Consider the following 24719-nt stretch of genomic DNA (forward strand, 5'->3'; position numbering starts at 1 on the left):
GAGAAAGACTGCATGAAGGGTTGCGCCTTCGTGTGAACAAGAAAAATATATACAAATATAAAAATGTTAACAACCTCTCTAAATAGGGTAATGTGATTTTATCATAGTGAAAGAGAGGCGGTACGCATGGAATGAATGTCCATTGGGAAATTTGCTAAACGTGTTGGTGTAAATGCTGTAACGCTAAGAAGAATGGAAACAAAGGGCGAGTTTATGCCTGCCCATGTATCTTCTAGTGGTACGGGATATTACTCTGTTGAACAATTAAATATCTGCTCTTGTGGATTAAAGTTGGATAGAGATTTGAACGCAAGCATTAACTTAGCAAATTACTCAATCTAAGGAATTTAACTTCTTTCAGCAAGTGTTTTGGTAGCGAAAGCGAAGCGTCAGCTACAAATGTCTTTTGTACCGAAAGTGCAGCGGCAGGTACAGAAGTCTCCCACCTCTATAGATGGTGAGATGAATGCGGATTAAAGTTACTTTTCAACGGGTGTCCAAACACCTGCTGAAATAGAGGAACTCAGTCTAAGAACGCCACGTCCTGTGGCAACGACTGAGTGACCAACATCACGTTGGCCCAAAGCCTCCGGCGGATGTCACGGAATCGGAAAGGAGTGCTTAGGGGATGTTAGCCTAAAATCATCGCATCCATGCGATAACGGCTAACTGACCTGCATCGGTAAAAACGCCACGTCCTGTGGCATTACCGAAATGACCGACATCGTGTCGGCCCTCGTGCAGGCCTAAGCACAAAGCCGATTTCGGACGCAATTATGCCGAGGCATAATTGATCTGACACTAAACCTTAGATGTGTACGCAACGATACTGCGGAATTTAAGCCTTTGGAGAGTCATGCTAAATGGCAGTAGCTTTTTGCGAAACCAGACTCAGTGAATAAGGAAGACACAAATACGAAAGTCGGAAGATATAAGTTGTGTCACAGTAGAAATGTCTACATTTTTTAAATATGTATATGTTTTTCGTATCGGTGGTAGTATTATTAAACATTTATTAAACAATGGTCATGAGGTAACAGTTTATACACGTACAAAGGAGAAATCGGAGCCGCTGTTGGCGTTAGGTGCAACTTGGGCAAGTACACCAGCTGAAGCATTTAAAAACAAGGAAATTGCCTTTACAATGGTTGGATACCCTGCGGATGTTGAGGAAGTTTATTTTGGAGATCACGGTTTATTTCAAACAGCTGAATCTGGCAATATCGTTATTGATATGACCACTTCTGAGCCAACATTGGCAAAGAAAATTTTCGAGCATGCCCAAAAACTAGGAGTAGAAGCGCTTGATGCACCTGTTTCTGGAGGAGATATTGGTGCTCAAAATGGGACATTATCAATTATGGTTGGAGGTAGCCAAGCTACATTCAATCAAGTTTTATCAGTCATGCAACATTTCGGTGAAAATATTGTTTATCAAGGTGAAGCAGGTGCAGGGCAACATGCTAAAATGTGTAATCAGGTCGTTATTGCTTCCGGAATGATTGGTGTGTGTGAGTCACTGGCTTACGGTTTAAAGGCTGGACTTGATTTACCGACAGTATTGCAATCCATTTCATCTGGTGCAGCAGGCTCTTGGTCGTTAAGTAATTTAGCCCCCCGTATGATCAAAGAAGATTATGCACCTGGCTTTTATATAAAGCATTTTGTAAAGGATATGAAAATAGCGTTAGATGAATCTAAAAAAATGGGGATTACATTACCAGGTCTAACACTTGCTTATGATATGTATGAAAGGCTAATGGAAGAGGGCTATGGTGAAAACGGTACTCAGGCACTTTTAAAGGCATATCAATAAAGTTAACCTACTAGAAAATAGAATTTAAAATTTTATGAAACCCGAAGTATCAATTTTAGATACTTCGGGTTTCATATATATCTTATTCAGTAGAAGACGCTCACCGCTGATAGGTGGGAGATTAATGCGTATGTGATTCCTTTTCAATGGGCGTACATACAAATAGAGGAATGAACCCACGAACCCACGTCCTGTGGCAATTTAGCTGTAACGACAGCTATAAGTACGCCAAGGTGAAATTGATATTGTAGCTCACTACCACACAGAAAATAGTTAACTACGGAAGCATCACTCTTTATCAAAAAGTTTTGCGTCTAAAGAAAAACTAGATGCTCCTGCAAGTGCAAAGTATAAAGCCATTGCAGCTAAAGCTAAATCTAATTCATATCCAGCTAAGCCGTTTTCTCCGATAAAGCCAACGCTAAGCTTCGCTGTAAAAATGGCAACGATCATTGTCACTGTCAATAAAGCCCCGAAAAGTCTTGTGCCTAAGCCTAAAATAATTGCTACACCACCGACTAGTTCTATAATGGCAACAATATAAGCCATGAAGCCTGGAATACCAATGGCATCAAAATAATCAGCTGTGAAGCTGATACCTCCCTGAAACTTTTGGAAACCGTGAGTTGCAAAAATAATGCCAAGCACCACACGTAAAATAGTTGAACCGATATTTTGCATAGTTAAATAAACTCCTTTTGTTTTTAGCTTACATTTCGTAACTTAGTTTATTTTTAAAAACAACTTTTGTCAAGTAACTAAATTTTATTTTTTAAACTGATTTTCGAAAAAATGATATACTCTTATATAAGAACAAAATACTTTGGAGGCAGGAAAATTGGATCGAAAAAAAATTTGTCCACGATTTGAAAAGGCATTAAAAATAGTAAATCATAGCTGGAACACCCTGCTTATTTATCAGTTATTAGAAGGTCCTCAACGATACTCAACAATAAAAAATCAGGTGGGTATTAGCAGTCGTGTGTTAACGGAGAGATTAAAAGAATTAGAGATTGAGAACATTGTGGAGCGCACAGTTATTCCATCAACACCAGTAGTGATTGAATATAAGCTAACAGAAAAAGGACATGCACTTGCACCGGTCCTTAAAGCAATTGAACAATGGTCTTCTATGTGGGTGAATATAGAAGAATAGTACAATGGATATCCAAGCGAGGGGGCTTGGATATTTTTTTATTATGGTCAATGAAACTGAATGTATATTGTAAATAGTGTTAATTTTCTTTAAATAAAAGGTATTTTTTATTACATGGGGGAATTTATTTAATAGTATAGAGAATGGGAGGAGGGTTTTATGAAGCGAAATTCAACAGTAGACGTGCAGCATCGGAGTCAGTTAGCTCTTTATTTATCACTGCCAATTTTGTCGTGGGCATTTTATGATTTTGCGAATACAATATTTTCTTCAAATATTAATACGATATTTTTTCCGTTTTATATGGATGAGGTTTTAGGGACGAATGAGGTAATGCAGCAGGTGGCAAGCACGTTTATTTCTTATGCGAATGCTATTGCTAGCTTTTTCCTCGTTATTTTTTCGCCACTTTTTGGTGTATGGATTGATAATACAGGCTATAAAAAGAGATTTATAGTATGGTTTGCATCTATTTCCATCTTCTTTACCTTTATGATGGGGGTTTTTGCGAATCTACAGACACCAACAAATTATTCAGGTGTGCCACTTAGTTTATTTTTAGTTGTAGCTAGTTTTATCATCGCAAAATTTTTCTTTAATTCCAGTCTAGTATTTTATGATTCCATGATGGGTGATTTAGGGACGAAAGAGGAAATGCCCCTTATTTCTGGCTATGGGGTAGCGATTGGTTATCTGGGTACAATTTTGGGACTACTTGTTTATTTGTACGTAGGAAATAGTGATTTCCATCGAGCATTTATTCCAACTGCCATTTTATATTTATTATTTTCTTTGCCATTATTTTTTATTAATAAAGATACACCGATACCAACGTCTCAACGAAAGCCTATTAAATTTTTAGATGGTTATAAGGAAATTGTTCAAACATTTAAGGATATGAAGCAATATAAAGCTATTTTCACCTTTATGATTGCTTACTTCTTTTTAAACGATGCAATTGCAACAACCATTGCAATGATGGCTGTATATGCAACAACAATCGTAGGCTTTACTTCAGGTCAATTTATCGTGCTTTATTTAGTGTCTACGGTGTCAACTATTATTGGCTCTTTTGCATTTGGTTATATTACAAAAGCAATTGGAGCCAAGCGTGCGATAACCGTGGTGGCGATATTAATGATTGTTGCTTTAACATTTGCTGTCTTTGCGACACAGCAATGGATGTTCTGGCTTGCGGGTAGTATGTTTGGCGTATCGCTAGGATCCATGTGGGTAACATCTAGAACATATATTATTGAATTGTCTCCAGAAGAAAAACGGGGTCAGTTTTTTGGCCTATTTGCATTTTCGGGTAAAGTATCCTCCATTATCGGGCCAGCAGTCTACGGAACGGTTACATTATGGATGAAAGACTACGGAACGCTAGCAAGTCGTGTTGCGTTATCGACATTAATTGTGATGACGATAATTGGCCTATTGGTCCATCTAAAAGTCAATGGCTCAAAAGTTGGAGATGATAGTTGATAAAACATATACGTATGCCATGTATATCAGGCTGAGCACTTTCCTGAGGGTGTCATATAAGCCACTTGGACCAATTGCAAAAGCGAAGCGACAGCACTAACTGTTTTTTTGTATGGAAATCAACCCGCGTTATGGATAGCGAGCCATGTTAATGATAAAATTGGAAAAAGCAAGTAGGAGAAATGTATTGCCTATGATACAATTGAATTATAAATAGAAGTTGGATAGAAAGGAGCGGGGTTGCTTTGGAACATAAAGGTATATTATTAGAAAGTGGCACAAATGAGCTAGAAATTGTTGAATTTGAAGTAGCTAATAATAAATTTGGTATTAACGTTATTAAAGTAAAGGAAATTATTCAACCGATTCCAGTAACATTTATTCCACACGCGCACCCGCATGTAGAAGGGATTATTCAATTACGAGGTGAGGTTTTACCAGTAGTTGATATGCTCCGAGTATTAGGTATTCAAAGTCAAGAGCGTAGTTCTCAGCAAAAATATATTGTAGCTGAGTTTAATAAACAGCGTGTAGTATTCCATGTAGATAATGTAACACAGATTCACCGTATTTCATGGAATCAGATCGAAAAACCTTCTGATATGTATCAGGGAGGAACATCCCAAGTAATTGGGGTTATTAAGCAAAATGAGCAAATGATTTTATTGCTTGATTTCGAAAGAATTATGGTAGACATAAATCCAGACTCTGGTATTAGTGTAGAAGCCGTTAAAAAGCTTGGTAAACGTGAGCGCTCTGAAAAACGAATTTTAATTGCAGAAGATTCACCATTACTACGTAAGCTCTTATTCGATACTATGAAAGAAGCAGGTTATGAGAATGTTGAATTCTTTGAAAACGGCCATGATGCTTATGAATACCTCGAATCTATCGTCAAGAGTGGTAGCGATGTATCCGAGCATATTCAATTAGTTGTGACGGACATTGAAATGCCACAAATGGATGGGCATCATTTAACGCGTAAAATAAAGGAGCATCCAGATCTCCAAAAGCTTCCTGTCATTATTTTCTCAAGCTTAATTACGGATGATCTTCGTCATAAAGGTGACAAAGTAGGTGCAGAGGATCAAATTAGTAAGCCAGAAATTGCGGAGCTTATTTTACGAATCGATCAACTTATCATATAAAAAATTTTTATCAAGGTTTTACAAAAAAAGATAAAGTTGGAAAAGGTAACTTAGACTGAGTTCCTTTATTTCAGCGGATGTTTGGATACCAGCTGAAAAGTAACTTAAATTCGCATTCATCTCAACATCTATAGAGGTGGGAGACTTCTGTACCTGCCGCTGCACTTTCGGTACAAAAGACATTTGTAGCTGACGCTTCGCTTTCGCTACCAAAACATTTGTAACTGCCGTTTCACTTACGTTACATAAAACACTTGTAACTGCCGTTTCACTTACGTTACATAAAACACTTGTAACTGCCGTTTCACTTACGTTACATAAAACACTTGCTGAAAGAAGTTAAAGAAAGTCGGATGCCTCTTTTAGGCTCCGGCTTTTTTGTATAGATCCATGAGGCTAGGAACAAAATAATAATGTTCTTTTTGTTGGGGTGTCTATACAATTTTGATAGGAAGGTAAATATCCTGACACTTCTATCGAAAAAAGGGAGTTCCTGATTGTTTGAGTACCTACACATAATGGCTCAGCTCAATATTTGAGGTAGAACCATTAATACTCTGCATGCATGCGCTAAGGAAGTGATTATTTGAATGAATTAAAAACCGCTATCATCGATATTGGCTCAAACACTGTTCGATTAGTATTGTATCAATACGATAAAGAAGAGGGACTTCGTGAGATTGGCAATATTAAAACGGTTGCCCGTTTACGTACATATTTACAGTCCTCTGGTGAAATGTCTGAAGAAGGTATACAAGTATTAACAGAAACATTATTGACTTTTAAAGCAATACTTGATGATTATGAAGTGACTGATGTTAAAGCTGCTGCAACAGCTGCAATCCGTCAGGCGACCAATAGAGAAAAAATTATGACCTTAATGAAAAAACGGACAGGCATTCAAATAGAGCTTTTATCTGAAGATGAAGAGGCATATTATGGCTTTATTGCTGTAGCTCATTCTATAGGCACGAAGTCCGCTGTAACGATCGATATTGGTGGCGGTAGTACTGAAATAACGCTTTTTGAAAATAAAGAGCTACAGAAATCTCATAGTTTTCCTTTTGGTACAGTTTCTTTAAAGCAACGTTTTGTAAAGGGCGAAATTATGAATGGAAGTGAAAAAAAGGAACTTATTACTTTTGTGAAGGAACAGTTCAAATCACTTTCATGGATTCAGGATATCGGTTTACCGATTATCGCTATTGGTGGTAGTGCTCGAAATATTGCCCAAATCCACCAACAAAAACATGCATATCCACTAGCAAGTGTACATGGCTACGAAATGACGAAAGGAAATTTAGAGGAGCTCAGTGTATTTTTAGGTAATTTAAGCTTTCATGATTTGAAACAGTTAGATGGGCTTTCGGCAGATCGTGCGGATATCATTGTCCCTGCATTAGAGGTTTTCAATGTGTTAATGGAAGTTGTTGGCAGTAAATTGTTCCAGATAACAAAGAAGGGTTTACGAGAAGGGCTCATTATACAGCGTATTTTGCAAACAGATAAAAGTGTGTTCGATAAGTACAATGTGTTTGAGGGAAACGCTAAAAGATTGGCTCGTCAGTATGGTCGTTCCGAAGAAGAAGCGGATTATTTAATGCATTTAACAGATCAATTGTACCGTGAATGTTGCCACTTCGGTTATTTACAACATCATCCAAAAGATTTGCAATTATTGGAGAAAGCGGCGAGGGTGTTTAATATAGGGGAGTATATTGAGTTAAGCTCTGCTAGCCAGCATACCTTTTATTTAATTGCGAACCAATCTATCGATGGGCTAAATCATAAGGAACGTGTAAAATTAGCACTTTTAGCCTCATATAAAAATAAAGATTATTATCAGCGATTTGCTACTCCGTTTACAGAATGGATGAGTCGTGAGGAGTATCGTAAAATACGAGATTTTGGTGCTTTTTTGAAATTTGTCTATGCGTTAAATGTGTCTAAAAGAAGAATTGTCAAGGCCATTAAGATGCAAACTAAAGAGGATTATGTACAGCTTAGCATCTATGTGAAACACAATGCGGCCGCTGAAATATACCAAGCAAACCGACAAAAAAAACATCTAGAACGCGCACTAAAGATACCGATAAAAATAAACTTTGTGGAAGAGGGTTGAACAATTATGACAACTGAAGTTACGAATAATCAGTTAAGTGACAAAGAATCATCAGAAATACAAGGTCGATTACTAGAGGAAATCGCTAAACCGCAATACTATAATAATCGTGAATTAAGCTGGCTCGCCTTTAATGAACGAGTTTTAGAGGAAGCAGAGGATGTCGATAATCCTCTGCTAGAACGATTGAAATTTTTAGCCATATTTAGCTCGAATTTGGATGAATTTTTCATGGTGCGTGTTGCAGGTCTTCAGGATCAAGTACGTGCAGGTTTCCATAAGCCCGAAAATAAGTCAGGCTTAACACCAAAAGAGCAATTAGCGAAAATTGCAGAGCGAACTCAGGCATTAGTGCGCCGACAAACTGAAGTTTACAGACACTTAATATATGATTTATTACCACAACATAATGTACATATTGCAGACATGAAAGACTTAACTAGTACACAGAAAGCATTTGTCAATGAAATGTTTGCAGAAACCATCTTCCCTGTTTTAACACCCGTAGCTGTAGATGCGTATCGTCCTTTCCCAATTTTGCTTGGTAAAACATTAAATTTACTTGTTTTATTAGAGCAAGATGAAGCTGACTTAGAGAATCGTGAAAAGGTAGCCATTGTACAAGTTCCATCTGTCTTAGATCGTTATATTAAAGTACCATCAGCAGACGGAGAGACCGTTATTGTCTTATTAGAAGACGTGATTGTAGCGCATATAGAAAAACTCTTTTATGGTTACAGTGTCAAATCAGCTCAGGCTTTCCGTTTAACACGTAATGCTGATTTAACGATTCATGAAGAAGGTGCAAGAGATTTACTTGTAGAAATCGAAAAAGAGCTGAAAAAACGTAAATGGGGTGTTGGCAGTCGTCTCGAAGTTCGAGAGGGCGAGATGAGCGAGGAAGTTCTTACATATTTACTAGATGAATTTGAAATTGAAGAAACGGATGTTTTTCATATAGATGGACCGCTAGATTTAACATTTATGTTCTCTTTTGTAAAAGGCATATCTGTTGGTCGAGAACATTTAGAATATGAAAGCTTTATTCCACAGCCACCATTAGATTTGCAGTCGGATGAAAATATTTTTGAAAAAGCTCTGCAACAAGATATTTTTTTCCATCACCCATATGAGTCGTTTGTGCCAATTGTAGATTTTATTGCAGAAGCGGCCGTTAATCCGAACGTGTTAGCCATCAAACAAACATTATATCGTGTAAGTGGTAATTCTCCCATTATACAAGCCTTAAAGCTTGCAGCAGAAAATGGTAAACAGGTAACAGTTTTAGTTGAGTTGAAAGCGCGTTTTGATGAAGAAAATAATGTGCTTTGGGCAAAGCAACTTGAGCAAGCCGGCTGCCTTGTTATTTACGGTATGAATAACTTAAAAACACACTCGAAAATAACGCTTGTTGTGAGTCGTCGAAATGGAAAAATTGAACGTTTTGTACATCTAGGCACAGGAAATTATAATGATGCAACTGCAAAAATTTATACAGATATGGGTATCATAACAACAGATAAGGAATTTGGTATTGATGCCACTAACTTCTTTAACTATTTAAGTGGTTATACAGAGAAACCAGCTTTTAATCATTTAGTTGTGGCACCGTTTGATATTCGAGATGAATTTATCCGCTTAATGGATGAGGAAATTGCATGTCATAAGAAGCATGGTAATGGTTTTATTCGAGCTAAAATGAATTCACTAACGGATAAAGACTTAATGATGAAGCTATATGAGGCATCCATTGCAGGTGTGAAAGTAGAGCTGATCATTCGTGGTATTTGTTGCATTAGACCAGGCATCCCTGGAATTAGTGAAAACATAACAGTAACGAGTATTGTTGGTCGCTTCCTTGAGCATTCGCGTATTTATTGGTTCCATCATAATGGGGAAAATAAAGTATACTTGTCTTCTGCAGATATGATGACTCGTAATATGATTAAACGTGTGGAAATTTTATTCCCAGTATATGCAAGTGAAGCAAAAGCTCGTATTATTAACATTATGAATACACAACTTGAGGATACAGCAAAAGCTCGTATTCAAGACTCCAATGGAAAATATCATTACAAAGAATTTGATCGTGGTGAAGATCCAATTAATAGTCAGGAAATTTTCCTAAAGGATGCACTAAAACCTACGCTAGACGAAGAATAAAGCAAACACGCTACTTAGTGAGGGATATCATGAAAAAATATAAAGAGAATGTAGCGCAATTTGCAGACTATCATCAAATCATACAACTTAATCCATTTGATGCTGTCGTATGTTTGAGAAAAGTTGATACAAAAGCGTTTGAAGTCGTTAATTTCAACGAAAAGCTACCGTCATTTATGAAGCTACAAGATGTGAAAGCCACCAACGCAGAACAGTTTTTTACGGAGCAATGCTGGCTGCAATTATCGAATATATTACAACAAGAATTCAATATAGACCAAAAGCTAGAAGTATGTACGGAGCACAAAGTAAAAACATTTGTTGTTCGTGTACAGCACTTAGAAAATTCAGTTGTAGCAGTTATTCTACGTGAGAAGCAGAATGAAGTAGAACCCTATTTGCAATTTGTGGAACAACACGTATGTCCGGTGTTAACAACTGATTTGCAAGGTCGCATTATTCATCAAAACGTTGCTGCCACTTCTCTTTTGTCAAAAGAACAACAAAGCTTGATAGGACAAAATATTTTTTCATTATTAGAGAGTAAGTATATCAACGAATTTAAATTATTATTTGCCAAAACTATTGAGGGCTCAGCATTGGGTATGCCCCAATGCATGTTTGAACACCAATTGTTAAGTAAAGAACCATTTTATTTAAGAACACATCCAACATACTTGAATGGTGAAATTATAGGTGTACATTTATTTGTGAAAGATGCCACTTCATTTATGAATGATCATCAGGCCTTTTATTACCTAGCATTAATGGATGAATTAACGGGTATTTGGAATCGTAAGGCTTTAAAAGAACAGTGGCTTCAGCATTTAAATGATAAAAAGCATAATCAGCAAGCAGCTATTATTTTAATGGATATTGATCGTTTTAAAAAGTTTAATGAATCCCTTGGTGAAAGTAAGGGTGATGAACTTATACGAATGTTTAGTCAAAGACTTCATGAGCTCTGTTACTCCAAATGCTCGCTTTATCGTTATAATAGCGATGAATTTATTTTTGTTCTAAAAGATGCAACGGTCAACAAAATTGAACAGACGGCTACCGCTATTTTAGATGCATTAAAACAGCCATTCATGATTGATGGGCAGGAATATTTTATTAGCGTGTCAATTGGTATCTCCCTTAGTCCAGCGGATGGCAAAGATTTAGAAACGCTTATACGTAAAGCAGATAAAGCATTATTTTCTGTAAAAGAGCATGGTCGTTCGCACTACCGTTACTATCGTGAGGATACGACAACTATTTTTCAAAATGAGGCACTGATGGAGGCGCATTTACGTCGTGCTATCGAATTTAATGAACTAAGTATTCATTTACAGCCGCAAATGGATTTAATGGATAACAGTATTAATAGCTTTGAGGCATTATTACGATGGAATAACCGGAAATTTGGCTTCGTGTCTCCTGCACAGTTTATACCTATTGCAGAGGCATCAGGCTTAATCATTGAAATCGGTGATTGGATTATTGACGAGGTGTGTCGCTATCAAAAAGAGTGGCAGATGAATGGCTATCGACCAGTACGAATTGCCATCAATATTTCGCCAAAACAATTTAGAAAAGAAAACTTTGCTCGGAAAATTAAAGCGGCCTTGAAAAAATACAATGTGCCGCCTGAATTGTTAGAGGTGGAAATTACCGAAAGCTCCATGACGAATGTCCATGAAACATTTTCAATTCTAACCGAATTGAAGCAGCTAGGTGTTTATGTTTCCGTGGATGATTTTGGAACGGGCTATTCATCTCTAAGCTATTTAAAGCGTTATCCGATAGATATTATAAAAATTGATCAATCGTTTATAGCAGATATTACAAAAGATGATAAAAATGAGGCCATTATTAAGGCCATTATTTCAATGTCCCATAATTTGGGGTTGGAGGTCGTTGCTGAAGGGATCGAGGAACCATCACAGGTTGATTTCCTAAAACGCCACCGATGCCAAAAAGGGCAAGGCTATTTATATAACAAGCCATTACCCGTAGAAACCATTGTTAATAAATATTTTGTTAGCTAAAGCCAACAAACAAAGTAGCACTTCATCATGAATGGGATGAAGTGCTACTTTTTTGTAGAGCTTTGGGAAGGGGAGGATCTAGGTGAACGAATGTACAATTCAAGGTGGCTTAACCCGATCACTACTTCCGGTAACCCGATCAAATAAAGGCTAGGCTGATCACCACTTCCGATTACCCGATCAAATAAAGGCTTGAGCTGATCACTACTTCCGGTTACCCGATCAAATTAAGACATAATCTGATCATATCTCCGAGCTACCTGATCAGTTCTCCCGGTAGCCTGAGCGAATGGAGATACAACCGGATCAGAAAATCGCTTCATCTGAGCTCATGCAGTTTCCATCTATGCAACCCCTTCTAAAAGTTAGCTATTTATTTTCTACTTTCAATCCATCTAACACAATAGTTGTAAATAGCGCCATTTCCGCTGATAAATTGAAGTCTTCATGATGAATTAACCAATCATAGACATTTGCACGCATACAACGCTGAATAATAGCCTGCACTTGAGTAACCTGCAAATCTTGGCGAAATTCTCCAAGTCGAACGCCTTCCTCTAAATAAGTATTGATGATTTGGAATATTTTCCTTTGTGGACTAATTAAATAATGATCTTGTTCCACTTGACTTGTCATCGCAGCGGTATAGACTGTTCGCATTAAATCCTTGCCCACAACATTTGTTAAATACTTCATTTGCTCTTTATAAAGCGTTAGAATTTTTTCGCTTGCTGGTAAGGTAGAGTCAATATTTTTTTCCACAGTACTATAAAAACTATCAAGTTCCTTAAATTTATCTAAAATAACATCGTACTTAGACGGGAAATGGGTGTAAAACGTTCCCTTCGATACATGACATGCTTTCGTAATTTGTTCAACAGACACATGCTCAAATCCATGTTTATTAAATAAATCTAATGATGCTTTGAGTAATTTTTCCCGTGTTTCTAATGCCTTTTTTTGACGGCTCGTTAATGAATTCATATTCTCATATTCCTCCGAATTAAGTATATTAAGATGTTTTTGTGAAAAATTCTGAAAATATAAAAATTTTGATTGACGATATGGAATTAATTTGATTATGATTTAAGTGACCGAAGTCAATGACTATGGTCATTCAGATTTTCTCGTACTAATGTTACGATAAAAGACTGAAGTTGGCTAGGGTGCATTGGATTTTCAAGAAAGAATGATATGTCTGCAGTTTATTTAAGTTTAAAGAAATTGAACAATTTTAAAGGAGGACAATAAATATGACAACGGCACATGAGGTTAAAACATTAACACATTTCATTGGTGGAGAGCTTGTGGAAGGAAAAAGTAGTCGCTTTGGTTCTGTTTACAATCCTACGACGGGTGAGGTGATTGCCAAGGTGCCACTTGCAACTGTAGAAGAAACTCGGGAAGCAATTGATAAGGCACAGGCAGCGTTTCCACAATGGAGAGATACGTCAGTAGCTAAACGTGCTGAGGTTGTATTAAAGTTCCGTAATCTTATTACTGAAAATATGGAGGAACTCTTACAAATTATTTGTACAGAGAGCGGTAAAACAATTGAAGATGCGAGAGGTGAAATTACCCGTGGTTTGGAGTCTGTTGACTTAGCTATCGGTGCACCTCATTTAATGAAGGGGGAGTATTCTGTTAATGTCGGTGGTCAAATTAATGCTTACTCTGCAAAATATCCATTAGGTGTAGTCGCGGCTATTTCACCATTTAACTTTCCAATCATGGTGCCTTTAGCACAAACAAGCATGGCAATTGCTGTCGGCAATGCAGTTATTTTAAAAGCTTCTGAACGTGTTCCTATGACTGCCTTGTATGTGAGCGAACTTTGGAAAAAGGCTGGGTTACCAGATGGTATTTGGACGGTAGTAAACGGGGATAAAGATGCAGTAAATGAACTATTAGAAAACCCAATTGTGCAAGCAATTTCATTTGTAGGATCGACACCAGTTGCCCAATATATTTATGAAACGGGCTCGAAATACGGTAAACGTGTTACAGCGCTTGGTGGAGGAAAAAACAATATGGTTGTGATGCCTGATGCAGATCTTGACCAGGTAGCAAATGCATTTATCGGAGCAGCTTATGGAGCGGCCTCTCAGCGTTGTATGGCCATTTCTACGATTATGCCTGTTGGCAAGGATACCGCAGATCGTCTTGTTGAAATCTTAAAGGAGAAAATCACTAATTTGAAGGTAGGCTCATATACAAATCCAGAAACAGACTTTGGCCCTGTCATTTCACAGCAATCGAAGGAAGCGATTATTGCGGCGATCAATCGAGGAGAGTCTGAAGGCGCAACAGTTGTTTGTGATGGTCGTGAACTTGCTATTGTCAAAGAGTCAAAAGGATTCTTTGTAGGGCCGACATTGCTAGATAATGTTAAACCAGGCATGGAAATTTATGAACAAGAAATATTCGGTCCAGCTCGAAATGTTGTACGTGTTGATTCATTGGACGAAGCCATTCAACTTATTAATAAACATGAGCTTGGAAATGGGGTCACAATCTTTACGAATGACGGTTTAGCAGCTCGTAAATTTACAACAGAAATCGATGTTGGTATGGTTGGCGTGAATGTACCAATACCTATTCCTGTTGGTTACCATAACTTTGCTGGATTTAAAGGTTCTCGTTTCGGAGAAGGTCATATGTTTGGTCCAGATCAAGCACGCTTCTTCACAAAAACAAAAACAATATCAGAGCGTTGGATGACAGGTCAAGCATCGACAGCATCTACGTTTGCATTCCCAAGTAATAACGACTAATACAAATGAAGAGCTGTATTCTTTTACAGCTCTTTTTAAATGGCACAAATTATAGGTAGGATACTTTATTCTCAGGAGGGTTTGCGTGAAAGGAAAAACAGTTTTTATTACTGGAGCAGCACGTGGAATTGGGTTATCCATGGCACTAGCGTTTGCTGAACAGGGAGCGAATGTAGTGATAACAGACATGAATGAACAGCTTTTAGCGGAGGCAATTAAACACAATCCACAATTAACAGCATACACATGTGATGTTACGGATGAACAGGCAATATGTGATGCGATTGACTTTACTGTTAAAAAGTTTAAGACAATAGATATTGTCATTAACAATGCAGGGTTTCAACATGTTTCTCTTATAGAGGATTTCGCGACAGAAATCTTCGAATCTATGCAAAAAGTGATGCTTGTTGCACCTTTTATAGCAATGAAATATGTGTTACCACATATGAAGAACAATAAGTTCGGACGCATTATTAATATGGCATCCATTAATGGCGTTATCGGGTTTGCAGGTAAGGCTGGATACAATGCGGCAAAGCATGGACTTATCGGTCTAACGAAAGTAGCGGCACTAGAGGTTGCAACTGAGGGGATAACCGTGAATGCCATTTGTCCAGGGTATGTCGATACAGAATTAGTGCGTAATCAGTTTACGGATTTAGCAAAAACAAGGGGAATCCGAGTAGAGGAAGTGCTTGAGCAGGTTCTTTATCCACTTGTTCCTCAAAAACGCTTACTAGATGTCTCAGAAATTACAGGACTTGCGCTTTATTTAGCTAGTGATCTGGCAAAGGGTTTAACAGGTCAAGCAATTATTTTGGATGGCGGTTATACAGCACAATAGCTTAGGAGGGTGAAATATGATTCAAACAAAAACAATCTATACGGTTCATTCGCCAGGAACGATCGTTTATGGACGAGATTCTTTTCAAGAAGTAGGCGAATACGCAAAAAAAATAGGGACTAAGGCTCTTATCATTAGTGATCCGATCATGGATAGTTTAGGCTTTGTTAATCAATGTAGCACTTTATTAAGAGCAAATGGATTAGAATCGTTTTCATATTTAGGCGTAACAACGGAACCAGTGGATACGTATGTAGCAGAGGGGCTTCATATTTTACAATCTGAGGGCTGTGATCTTATTATTTCTGTCGGTGGCGGGAGCTGTATCGATACAGGAAAAGCAATTGCAGTAGTTGCAACGAATGGTGGTTATATTGGCGATTATATGAAACTGGCAAAAATCGCAGAGCAAGCACCGATTCCACATATTGCGATACCGACAACTGCGGGGACTGGCTCAGAAGCGACGGATGTAACAGTTATTACTAATACGAAAAATGAAGTGAAAATGATGATTAAGCAGCCTGCATTTATGCCAAACATCGCTATTGTAGATCCGATTTTAACGGTTACCTCTCCACCCTCCATCACTGCAGCGACTGGTATCGATGCATTAAGTCATGCTATTGAAAGTTATTTATCTCGTTTAGCACATCCTTACTCGAATGTACTTGCACTATCAGCCATGGAGTTAATCGTTCATAATATTTTAAAAGCTTACGAGCAAGGTCATGATATTGATGCTCGGGAAGCGATGTCGCTAGGCTCCATGCAAGCAGGTCTCTCATTCTCAAATGCTTCTGTCGCTTTAGTACATGGTATGTCTCGTCCAATAGGAGCGTTATTCCATGTGCCCCATGGTATTTCAAATGCCATGCTCTTGCCAGCAGTATTAGAATTTTCAAAGGATGCTTGTATCGATCGGCTAGCGGATCTAGGTAAGTTTTTCAATAAAGATAATGAGCAGTTATCTCAAGAAGAGCTTGCCGATTTAGCTATTGATTCGATTAAGGAAATGTGCAAGAAGATGGAAATAGGAAATTTAAAACAATGGGGAATTGATGAACGAGCCTTTTACGATGCTATTCCAAAAATGACAGCGGATGCAATTGCCAGTGGTAGCCCCGGAAATAATCCTAAAGTTCCGACACAGGCAGAGCTTATGGAACTTTACAAAATTGCCTATCATTATGAGTTTTAGGGTTTCGATAAGAAGCTGTCTAAAATAGAGTTACAAATCATATTTAATTTGTAACTCTATTTTTTATTAATTAAACCAATTTATTGGCTCATCGCCAAAAGGTGTGTATGACATTACGTATGCCATTTATCTTTTTCAAAACCCGGACGCATTGTTTATCTGTGCGAAAGCGAAGCGACAGCAACAATTATGCCAAAGAGAAATTGATATAAGTTGGTGGGAGTGGAGGCTGGGCGACTCCTTGGGGATTAGTAATAGAGCGAAGGCTAAAAGCAACACATCCTGTGATAACGCCTTAGTGACCAACATCGTGTTGGCCCGACGCCCCCAAGAAAGCGCACAGTCGGAACGGAAATCAACCACACGTTATGGCGGTGATCCAATTTATTTATATTAATGTTTTGAAACTATATGCAAGGAAATACCCGCGGAAGAGAAGCAAATACCCGCGCGCAGCAGTGAAATACCCGCGGAAGAGAAGCAAATACCCGCGCGCAGCAGTGAAATACCCGCGAATACCCAGCAACATTAGAATCCCAGCTAGCAGAACCTTTCAATCTCTCCATGTGTTTGTAGAATTAATATGACATATTCGAGAAAATATAGTAATATTTTAAGTGAATCATCATTCATTTTTTGCGGAGGGGGAAATCGTATGTTGCAGGGGAAAACAATTATTATTACAGGTGGATCAAGTGGAATGGGGCTTTATATGGCGAAGCAATTCGTTGCTGAAGGAGCAAATGTTGTTATTACAGGTCGTAATGAGGAGCGATTGGCAGAGGCGAAAGCCTTTATTTTAGAAGCTGGAAAAACGATTGAAACATTCCAAATGGATGTTCGAGTGCCTGAGCATGCAGAGGCAATGCTAGCATTTGCTGTTGAAAAGTTTGGACAGGTTGATGGGCTTGTGAATAATGCAGCTGGTAATTTTATAGTGCGTGCAGAGGATTTATCACCTAATGGTTGGAAGGCTGTTGTTGATATTGTTTTAAATGGAACATTCTATTGTTCTTCCGCAGTCGGTAAGTACTGGATTCAAAATAATATTAAAGGATCTATTCTTAATATGGTCGCGACTTACGCATGGAATGCAGGTCCTGGTGTTATTCATTCTGCAGCAGCGAAAGCAGGTGTATTGTCATTGACTCGAACGTTAGCTGTTGAATGGGGAAAACAATATGGAATTCGAGTAAATGCAATTGCTCCAGGTCCAATTGAGCGTACAGGTGGTGCAGAAAAGCTTTGGGAGTCAGAGGCTGCTGCTGCTCGTACATTGGACTCGGTTCCATTAGGCCGTACAGGCACGCCTGAAGAAATTGCTGATTTAGCAACATTTATGATATCTGATAAGGCAAGATATATGAACGGAGAATGTGTGACACTTGATGGTGGGCAATGGCTCAATCAGTATCCGTTCTAAAATAAAAATCTTTGCATAATGAAGAGCTGGGTTGACGCATACTAAGGGTAAAGAAAGGAGTTTTGCCGATGGGTATGTGGTTAATACCGGCTCTTATTGCCATTACGATTATTTCTGCCATTTCGCTTGTGTCGACGCTGAAAATTGCTAAAATGACGTCTCAGCGGAAATCAGAAAACGATACGCCGATTTCAGAAACCGTTGAAGAGTATGCGACTATGCTCAACCCAATAGTATGGGTATATATCATTTTTTTGCTTTTTTTAGGGATAATGATTTTTTATTATTGGAGTAAGTACGGCTATTAAAAAGATTTTTTTCTTCATTCAGTTCATATTTTCTAAATATAAACTGAATGAAGATATTTCCATTCCTATCAGGTGAAACCCTCTTATATATGCACTTTTGATACTTAGTTTTGTTTCAAATTGCTAAAATAATTCGTGGTAATAAAAAACTCTTCTCGGCCTTGTCGTGGTCATAAAAGGAATAGTTATGATATGATAAAAGGGAAGCATCCTGTTCTGCAAAGCGAGGACAGAAAAGGAGAAGAAGTTCATGATTTCAACTAACAGCAAAGACTTATTAGCAATGCCAATTAGTGAATTTATTATTTCATCTGAAAAGGTTGCACATGTTCAAAGTGGAAATAGTGCGGAACATGCACTCCTAGTACTTACACGTACAGGGTATTCTTCGATACCTGTTTTAGATTTGAAATACCGACTTCAAGGTTTACTAAGTATGAAGATGATTACTGAATCCATTCTTGGACTAGAACATATTGAATATGAAAAGTTACCAGATATTAAAGTGGATACGATAATGGATAAAGATATCGCTGTATTAAAGTTGACGGATACTTTTCAGCGAGCTCTGGACTTAGTTATTAACCACGCCTTTTTATGTGTTGTGGACGAAGAAGGAACATTTGCAGGAATTTTAACGAGACGTGTTATTCTAAAGCAATTGAAAAAATATATTTATCAAAAAGAGTAGTAGTTTAAGAGGGGACTCAGATGAAAATCATGAGGTCCTCTTTGCTTGTATCGGAGGTTTACTGATTGATGGCAACGGAGGCTGAAATTTTAAAAGTACTAGCAGAGGAACGTAATATGCGTAAAGCAGCAGAACGTTTATTTTTATCGCAACCAGCACTTTCTCAAAGGCTTCAAACTATTGAAAAAGACTGGGGAGCGCAGTTATTTATTCGTTCGCAAAAAGGACTTACGGCGACACCTGCTGGAGAGCTTATTATTGCCTATGCAACAGAAATGCTCAGCAAAAAAGAAGAGATTTATGAAACAATCCAATCATTAACGACGAAAGTAAACGGGACATTGAAAATCGCCTGTGCATCGATTGTCGGACAAAACTGGCTTCCGATAATATTAAAGGATTTTGTAACGAAATATCCTGAGGCAAAAATTTCTCTTATGACCGGCTGGAGCTCTGAAATTGTAAAAGCACTTTATGAGGGTGAGGCTCATGTAGGGATTGTGCGTGGGCAGGTTGATTGGAGAGGGGAAAAAATTCATCTTTTTCGTGACACCCTTTATTTAGTAGATAAAGAGTTAAAAACGATAGAAGATGTCCTGACGTCAGACCGACCTTTTATTCAATTTAAAAGTGATTCCAACTATTATCAGGAAATTCAACAATGGTGGCGGCAGCATTTCGCATCAAATCCACGAAAACAAATTTTAGTTGATCAGATTGAAATTTGTAAGCAAATGGCATTGAATGGTATTGGTTATGCTATTTTACCTTCAATCACGTTAAATGATAATGATGGTATTAATAAAATAGCATTAACTAATAATGAAAAAGAATTTGGTTTAACACGTGATACTTGGTTAATTGGCTATGAATCTTCATTTGAGTTACGACAAGTAGAGGCTTTTGTAGAGGTAGTGCAAGACCATGCACGATGTTTGTTTGATTATACGAAATAAGAATACTATCAAGGCAGTCCCAAGTGATTCACTAGGGGTTGTCTTTTTTTATCGATTAACAAATTCTTAGGCTAATCATCATTACGTGGGGTTGATTTCCGTTCCGACTGGCGCTTTGTTGCTGCCGCTACGCTTTCGCACAGATAAAACATTTGCCGCTGCCGCTACGCTTTTGCGCAGAGCAAAGCTTCCTGGGGGCGTAAGATGAGCCTCTTCGCCTCAGGGTCTAATCTGTGACGTTAATCCCTAGGTGTCATCCAGCCTCCAATCTAAGTTTTAATAAATATCATCCCTGAAATTGGTAATTAGGTAATTCTTAAGAGTTTATGAATATTCATGAAGATATCATAAGAAATGGAACAAAGTGCAGTTTAAAACGTATAATTATTTAACTATCAATTTACATAAAAGGGGATGAGTTTTTGAAGAAAACGAAAATAGCGGCACTCATACTACTATTTATGCTTGTTATTAGCCTTATTCTGCCTGTAGAGCAGGCAAGTGCTACTGCTACAGCTACGTTAGAGGTACAGGCTAAGGCAGGGATTGCGGGTAAAGCTAAATACCAATCAGTTGTGCCAATTCAAATAACAGTAAAAAATATAGGTGAAGATTTTTCTGGAGATATGGTCATCAATGCCTCCAGTTCCTATCAAGCTGCATCAGCTAAAGTGCTTCCAATAGATATAGCAGCAGGAGAAGAAAAAACATATGATCTTTATCTAGAAGGTATCGATTCCTGGAGTGCAGATGTGTTTGCATTTTATGAAGGAAGCATTGAAAAAGGAAAAAAGGTTGCTTATAAAGGAACAACACAGCTACAAGGTAACCTTTTAGATCCTTCATCAGTTTTTATTTATACATTAACGGATAAAAGTGATCGTTTATCAGCATTTTTGCGTTTATCTCAATTAGCTCCTCAAAATAATGTTGAAGTTTTTAACTTAAATCAAATTAAGGAATATTCATTGCCGGAGGATACAGAAGGATTTGCAATGGCGAATGTTATCGTCATCGATGAAATTGCTATTGCTGATTTATCGCAAAAGCAACAAGAGTCTTTACTAAAATGGGTACAGAATGGCGGAACTTTATTAGTAGGGGCTGCTGATCAAGTAAATGCAACAGCAGGTCTTTTCAAGGATTATTTACCTCTAGCATTATCCAACCAAATGACATCCGTTTCGGCAGATAGTCTATCAAAATTATCAGGCGGCGGAACTTTTACACAACCTATTTCTATTTATGGGGCAATTGAAAATCAAGGAAGTATTCCTGTATTAACAGATAACAATAAGATTTTAGCGTCTAAGAAAAAAGTTGGCAGTGGGGAAATTATTCAAACAGCCTTTTCTTTAGGAGATCAACCACTTGCATCTATGGATGGCTATCCAGCGTTAGTTGAAAAAATGCTAGATGTTCAAAAGGTGTCACAACAAGGGATGATCATTAATGGACAGTCGCCGGTGGATCAAATTTCATATGACCTGCGTAGTATAAATGAATTATTCCCTTCGTTTGAAGTATCTGTTAGCTATATGCTCATTGTAATAATTTTATATATTTTAATTATCGGACCTATTTTATATTTTATTTTAAAGAAAATAGACAAGCGTGAGCATGCATGGTGGATCATTCCTGCGATATCCATTGTGTTATCTATTGTTCTATTTATTTTTGGTGCAAAAGATCGAATTGGGCAACCGCAAATTCAACAATCTGCATTTTATAAAGTAAATGAAGATAGTAGTTTAAATGGTTATTATGTGGAGTCCATTTTAACAAATCGTAGCGGTGATTTTGTTGTTAATGCAGATAAGGATACAAGTGCATTAGCGCTGCGAAATTCCAATAATTTCGCGGGGACAAGGGAGGATTTACATGAAACATCCTATATTAAGGAAAATGCTAATGGTTCAACGTTAACACTACGTGATTTAAGTTATTGGTCTGTTCAGTCGTTTGCAGGGAAGACTGCGGCACAAAATATTGGCAAGATGGATATCGATATTACGTTAAACAATGAAAAGCTAACTGGGACAATTAAGAACAATTTCCCGTTTGCCCTAAAGGACGTTACGTTAATCTCTGGCATTAAAGAAGTTAAACTTGGCGACATTGAAGCGAACGGTACACTTCAAGTAGATAAGGAGCTAAAAGCAACAGTTCTTCAAAAACCATCTGATTTTACTAATTATAATTACAATAACTATCCAACGAAGAAGGAAGAAGTGAATCCTTCACGTATCGAGTCTATGAAAACTATGGCATTATCACTTGTAGAAAAGGATAAAAAGCCTGTCATTACAGCATGGGCCGATCAAGCTATTGTTGGAGTTGAGCTAGAAAAAGGTGCCAATATGTCTCCGATTACTTATTTGGTTCAGCCATTTGATGGGAAAATAGAGCTATCAGGTCCATTTGTGATGAAGCGAAACAACTTTACGTATGCGGTAAGCCCACTATCTCCTAATTCGAATTATGACAAAATTGATGAACAGTTAAATAGTTGGCAGTTGTCTGATGGTTTATATGAAGTGTCCATCGCAATGCCAGATCATTTTATGAATGCAGTTCAAACATTTAACGAACTGACGATTTCGAATAAGGATAGTAATCGTATGCAGCTATCGGTTTGGAATAATGAGACGAAAACTTATGAGCCGTTAGTAGATAAGAAACAGGTGTTTACAGATAACATAAAAAAATACTTCAATGATAATGATGAATTGTTAATTGAGGTTAAATTCGGACCAGATCAAACGGGTGAGCTAACAAAATTACCAGATGTAGAGCTGAAGGGAGTGGCGAAATAATGATTGAAATTCGTGATTTAACGAAAAGATATGGCTCCTTTACAGCACTAGATCATTTGAATCTATCTTTGGAGGAAGGGGTTGTCTTTGGCTTTGTAGGTGCCAATGGGGCAGGTAAATCGACTACATTCTCGATTTTAGCAACATTGCTGTCGCCAACTTCAGGTGATGCCTTTATTAATGGAAAGAGCGTTATTAAGGAACCAAAAGAAGTACGAAAACTAATTGGTTATATGCCAGATTTCTTTGGCGTCTATGATCAACTAAAAGTAGACGAATACTTAGACTTTTACGGTGCCAGCTACGGCATTGGGGTAGCTGAACGAAAAGTACTTATTCCACAGCTGCTAGAGCTAGTAAATTTAACAAATAAACGGTTTGACTATGTTGATTTACTGTCACGTGGGATGAAGCAGCGTCTATGTTTAGCACGTGCTCTTATTCACGATCCTAAAGTATTAATTTTAGATGAACCTGCATCAGGTTTGGATCCACGTGCACGAGTAGAAATGCGTGATATTTTACGGAATTTAAAATCCATGGGAAAAACGATTTTAATCTCCTCACATATTTTGCCTGAACTTGCAGAAATGTGCGATGAAATCGGTGTGATTGATAATGGTAAGCTTATCGCTCATGGCAATGTGGCTTCCATTCAAGCACAGCTACAGGGGGAGAAACGTATCGTAGTAAAAGTAACGGATCGTTTAAACGAGGTACGTGCATTCTTGGAGGAGGATCCACTAATTTCTTCTATAAATGTAATGGAGAATCGCTTAGAGATAGCCTTTAATTACCGTGGAACAGATGCTGATCAGGTAGCACTGTTGAAAAAAGCAATACTTGCGAATTTACCTATTTATGCGTTAAGTGAAGAGGAAAAAGATTTAGAAGATGTCTTTATGGCTATTACGAAGGGAGCGGATAATCAATGATGGAACGATTTTATAATCCGGTGTTCGTAAAAGAATTGAAGTTACGCTTCCGTTCTTTTAAAAGCTTTTCAGGTCTAATGTTTTATTTAGCGGTTATTTGTATTTTTATCGCAGGGTTTTTGCTTATAACGACTGGATTCACAGGCAAGGGTTTCTTTAGACCAGAAATGAGCTTTATGATGTTTGCGGTATTAACAATATTACAAATGGCTCTAGTTCTTTTCATTACACCTAGCTTAACTGCCGGTGCAATTAGTAGCGAAAGGGAAAAGCAAACATTAAATATTTTACTAACAACGACACAAAGCTCTACTCAAATCATCATTGGAAAATTATTATCTTCGGTAGCATTTTTAGTATTAATGCTGATCGCAGGGTTACCATTATATAGTTTAGTATTTTTATTTGGTGGTGTATCACCGTCTCAATTAATCTCGATATTTTTATTTTATTTATTAACAGTTGTAGCAATTGGAAGTATTGGTGTTATGTTTTCAACCATTACTAAGCGAACGATTGTTGCGATGATTTCTACGTATGGTTCGATTATCTTTTTAGGTGGCATTACAGCGTTTTTCTTCTTTATAACAATTGCCTTCCATCAAACGGGTAATACAGCTGTAGGTACGACGACTTCTTATATGGCTTACTTTTGGGCTTCTATTAACCCAGGTGCATTAATGCTTACACTTACTTCGCCGTCTATGGGCGATGCATTAGCACAGGTTTCGGGAGTGGAATTACCTGTATGGATTAGTTACTTAATAGCTTACTCATTGATTATTGTTTTTTGTTTAACGATTGCGATTAAAAAATTACGTGCCAATATGAAAAGCAACCGATAA

At 37.6% G+C, this 24719-nt stretch carries 22 protein-coding genes and 1 pseudogene; 20 read left to right on the top strand and 3 right to left on the bottom strand.

The window, feature by feature from the left end:
* Positions 1-135: 135 nt before the first annotated feature.
* Together ACFCYJ_RS07350 and ACFCYJ_RS07355 are read left to right on the top strand one after the other, a co-directional pair.
* Positions 136-267: pseudogene (locus tag ACFCYJ_RS07350) on the top strand (MerR family transcriptional regulator); the annotation flags it as partial.
* Positions 268-952: 685 nt separating this feature from the next.
* Positions 953-1816: an NAD(P)-dependent oxidoreductase gene (locus tag ACFCYJ_RS07355; protein ID WP_376072718.1), complete on the top strand. Its 864-nt coding sequence runs from the start codon at positions 953-955 to the stop codon at positions 1814-1816.
* Between the two features lie 288 nt (positions 1817-2104).
* On the opposite strand, the gene ACFCYJ_RS07360 is transcribed toward ACFCYJ_RS07355, so the two are convergent.
* The gene (locus tag ACFCYJ_RS07360) at positions 2105-2497 is read right to left on the bottom strand and encodes a DoxX family protein (RefSeq protein ID WP_376072721.1); all 393 of its coding nucleotides are present in this window, start codon (positions 2495-2497) and stop codon (positions 2105-2107) included.
* Positions 2498-2654: 157 nt separating this feature from the next.
* Between ACFCYJ_RS07360 and ACFCYJ_RS07365 the strand changes: the two genes are divergently transcribed.
* The 3 genes from ACFCYJ_RS07365 to ACFCYJ_RS07375 all read left to right on the top strand — a co-directional run bounded on the left by ACFCYJ_RS07365 (position 2655) and on the right by ACFCYJ_RS07375 (position 5605).
* Positions 2655-2972 (top strand): winged helix-turn-helix transcriptional regulator, encoded by a 318-nt coding sequence (locus ACFCYJ_RS07365; protein WP_376072724.1) that lies wholly within the window; start codon positions 2655-2657, stop codon positions 2970-2972.
* Between the two features lie 159 nt (positions 2973-3131).
* A complete protein-coding gene (locus tag ACFCYJ_RS07370) occupies positions 3132-4457 on the top strand; it encodes an MFS transporter (protein WP_376072726.1) in 1326 nt (441 codons plus the stop codon).
* A gap of 245 nt (positions 4458-4702) precedes the next feature.
* Positions 4703-5605: a chemotaxis protein gene (locus tag ACFCYJ_RS07375; RefSeq protein ID WP_376072729.1), complete on the top strand. Its 903-nt coding sequence runs from the start codon at positions 4703-4705 to the stop codon at positions 5603-5605.
* Between the two features lie 18 nt (positions 5606-5623).
* Here ACFCYJ_RS07375 and ACFCYJ_RS07380 read toward each other — a convergent pair whose 3' ends face one another.
* Positions 5624-5818, bottom strand: a complete 195-nt coding sequence (locus ACFCYJ_RS07380) for a hypothetical protein (protein ID WP_376072732.1) — start codon at positions 5816-5818, stop codon at positions 5624-5626.
* A gap of 373 nt (positions 5819-6191) precedes the next feature.
* Between ACFCYJ_RS07380 and ACFCYJ_RS07385 the strand changes: the two genes are divergently transcribed.
* Genes ACFCYJ_RS07385 through ACFCYJ_RS07395 form a run of 3 tightly spaced genes read left to right on the top strand, consistent with a single transcriptional unit; the run spans position 6192 to position 11923 of the window.
* Entirely contained in the window at positions 6192-7727 is a 1536-nt protein-coding gene (locus ACFCYJ_RS07385) for a Ppx/GppA phosphatase family protein (protein WP_376072734.1), read from the top strand.
* A gap of 6 nt (positions 7728-7733) precedes the next feature.
* The gene (locus ACFCYJ_RS07390; protein ID WP_376072737.1) at positions 7734-9890 is read left to right on the top strand and encodes an RNA degradosome polyphosphate kinase; all 2157 of its coding nucleotides are present in this window, start codon (positions 7734-7736) and stop codon (positions 9888-9890) included.
* A gap of 29 nt (positions 9891-9919) precedes the next feature.
* Entirely contained in the window at positions 9920-11923 is a 2004-nt protein-coding gene (locus ACFCYJ_RS07395) for a sensor domain-containing protein (protein WP_376072740.1), read from the top strand.
* 369 nt (positions 11924-12292) lie between these two features.
* Here ACFCYJ_RS07395 and ACFCYJ_RS07400 read toward each other — a convergent pair whose 3' ends face one another.
* Complete coding sequence (locus ACFCYJ_RS07400) at positions 12293-12907, bottom strand: TetR/AcrR family transcriptional regulator (RefSeq protein WP_376072743.1); 615 nt, start codon at positions 12905-12907, stop codon at positions 12293-12295.
* A gap of 269 nt (positions 12908-13176) precedes the next feature.
* On the opposite strand from ACFCYJ_RS07400, the gene ACFCYJ_RS07405 reads away from it, so the two are divergent.
* From ACFCYJ_RS07405 to ACFCYJ_RS07460, 12 genes are all read left to right on the top strand, one after another.
* Positions 13177-14697, top strand: coding sequence for a CoA-acylating methylmalonate-semialdehyde dehydrogenase (locus tag ACFCYJ_RS07405; RefSeq protein WP_376072746.1), 1521 nt, complete (start codon positions 13177-13179; stop codon positions 14695-14697).
* Positions 14698-14782: 85 nt separating this feature from the next.
* Positions 14783-15544 (top strand): 3-hydroxybutyrate dehydrogenase, encoded by a 762-nt coding sequence (locus tag ACFCYJ_RS07410; protein ID WP_376072748.1) that lies wholly within the window; start codon positions 14783-14785, stop codon positions 15542-15544.
* Between the two features lie 16 nt (positions 15545-15560).
* On the top strand, positions 15561-16745 hold the full coding sequence (locus tag ACFCYJ_RS07415; RefSeq protein WP_376072750.1) for an iron-containing alcohol dehydrogenase: 1185 nt from the start codon (positions 15561-15563) through the stop codon (positions 16743-16745).
* Between the two features lie 103 nt (positions 16746-16848).
* Positions 16849-17142: a hypothetical protein gene (locus ACFCYJ_RS07420; RefSeq protein ID WP_376072753.1), complete on the top strand. Its 294-nt coding sequence runs from the start codon at positions 16849-16851 to the stop codon at positions 17140-17142.
* Entirely contained in the window at positions 17120-17332 is a 213-nt protein-coding gene (locus tag ACFCYJ_RS07425; protein WP_376072756.1) for a hypothetical protein, read from the top strand. The genes ACFCYJ_RS07420 and ACFCYJ_RS07425 overlap by 23 nt, the downstream gene beginning before the upstream one ends.
* A 68-nt stretch (positions 17333-17400) precedes the next feature.
* Complete coding sequence (fadH, locus tag ACFCYJ_RS07430; RefSeq protein WP_376072759.1) at positions 17401-18168, top strand: 2,4-dienoyl-CoA reductase; 768 nt, start codon at positions 17401-17403, stop codon at positions 18166-18168.
* A 68-nt stretch (positions 18169-18236) separates the two neighbouring features.
* Complete coding sequence (locus tag ACFCYJ_RS07435; protein WP_376072762.1) at positions 18237-18476, top strand: short-chain dehydrogenase; 240 nt, start codon at positions 18237-18239, stop codon at positions 18474-18476.
* A 250-nt stretch (positions 18477-18726) separates the two neighbouring features.
* The gene (gene cbpB / locus ACFCYJ_RS07440) at positions 18727-19167 is read left to right on the top strand and encodes a cyclic-di-AMP-binding protein CbpB (protein WP_376072765.1); all 441 of its coding nucleotides are present in this window, start codon (positions 18727-18729) and stop codon (positions 19165-19167) included.
* A 68-nt stretch (positions 19168-19235) separates the two neighbouring features.
* Positions 19236-20123 (top strand): transcriptional regulator CcpC, encoded by an 888-nt coding sequence (locus ACFCYJ_RS07445; protein ID WP_376073190.1) that lies wholly within the window; start codon positions 19236-19238, stop codon positions 20121-20123.
* A 422-nt stretch (positions 20124-20545) separates the two neighbouring features.
* Positions 20546-22939, top strand: a complete 2394-nt coding sequence (locus tag ACFCYJ_RS07450; RefSeq protein ID WP_376072768.1) for a hypothetical protein — start codon at positions 20546-20548, stop codon at positions 22937-22939.
* On the top strand, positions 22939-23874 hold the full coding sequence (locus ACFCYJ_RS07455; RefSeq protein ID WP_376072771.1) for an ABC transporter ATP-binding protein: 936 nt from the start codon (positions 22939-22941) through the stop codon (positions 23872-23874). The genes ACFCYJ_RS07450 and ACFCYJ_RS07455 overlap by 1 nt, the downstream gene beginning before the upstream one ends.
* Positions 23871-24719, top strand: coding sequence for an ABC transporter permease (locus ACFCYJ_RS07460; protein WP_376072774.1), 849 nt, complete (start codon positions 23871-23873; stop codon positions 24717-24719). The genes ACFCYJ_RS07455 and ACFCYJ_RS07460 overlap by 4 nt, the downstream gene beginning before the upstream one ends.

The sequence above is a fragment of the Lysinibacillus sp. NPDC056232 genome, assembly GCF_042267565.1.
Lineage (GTDB): Bacteria > Bacillota > Bacilli > Bacillales_A > Planococcaceae > Lysinibacillus.

Bases quoted from the DNA above. Each gene is read 5' to 3' on its own strand.
- ACFCYJ_RS07355 (WP_376072718.1), top strand. From the start codon at position 953: ATGTCTACATTTTTTAAATATGTATATGTTTTTCGTATCGGTGGTAGT.
- ACFCYJ_RS07360 (WP_376072721.1), bottom strand. From the start codon at position 2,497: ATGCAAAATATCGGTTCAACTATTTTACGTGTGGTGCTTGGCATTATT.
- ACFCYJ_RS07370 (WP_376072726.1), top strand. From the start codon at position 3,132: ATGAAGCGAAATTCAACAGTAGACGTGCAGCATCGGAGTCAGTTAGCT.
- ACFCYJ_RS07390 (WP_376072737.1), top strand. From the start codon at position 7,734: ATGACAACTGAAGTTACGAATAATCAGTTAAGTGACAAAGAATCATCA.
- ACFCYJ_RS07395 (WP_376072740.1), top strand. From the start codon at position 9,920: ATGAAAAAATATAAAGAGAATGTAGCGCAATTTGCAGACTATCATCAA.
- ACFCYJ_RS07400 (WP_376072743.1), bottom strand. From the start codon at position 12,907: ATGAATTCATTAACGAGCCGTCAAAAAAAGGCATTAGAAACACGGGAA.
- ACFCYJ_RS07405 (WP_376072746.1), top strand. From the start codon at position 13,177: ATGACAACGGCACATGAGGTTAAAACATTAACACATTTCATTGGTGGA.
- ACFCYJ_RS07415 (WP_376072750.1), top strand. From the start codon at position 15,561: ATGATTCAAACAAAAACAATCTATACGGTTCATTCGCCAGGAACGATC.
- fadH (WP_376072759.1), top strand. From the start codon at position 17,401: ATGTTGCAGGGGAAAACAATTATTATTACAGGTGGATCAAGTGGAATG.
- ACFCYJ_RS07435 (WP_376072762.1), top strand. From the start codon at position 18,237: ATGGGTATGTGGTTAATACCGGCTCTTATTGCCATTACGATTATTTCT.
- cbpB (WP_376072765.1), top strand. From the start codon at position 18,727: ATGATTTCAACTAACAGCAAAGACTTATTAGCAATGCCAATTAGTGAA.
- ACFCYJ_RS07445 (WP_376073190.1), top strand. From the start codon at position 19,236: ATGGCAACGGAGGCTGAAATTTTAAAAGTACTAGCAGAGGAACGTAAT.
- ACFCYJ_RS07455 (WP_376072771.1), top strand. From the start codon at position 22,939: ATGATTGAAATTCGTGATTTAACGAAAAGATATGGCTCCTTTACAGCA.
- ACFCYJ_RS07460 (WP_376072774.1), top strand. From the start codon at position 23,871: ATGATGGAACGATTTTATAATCCGGTGTTCGTAAAAGAATTGAAGTTA.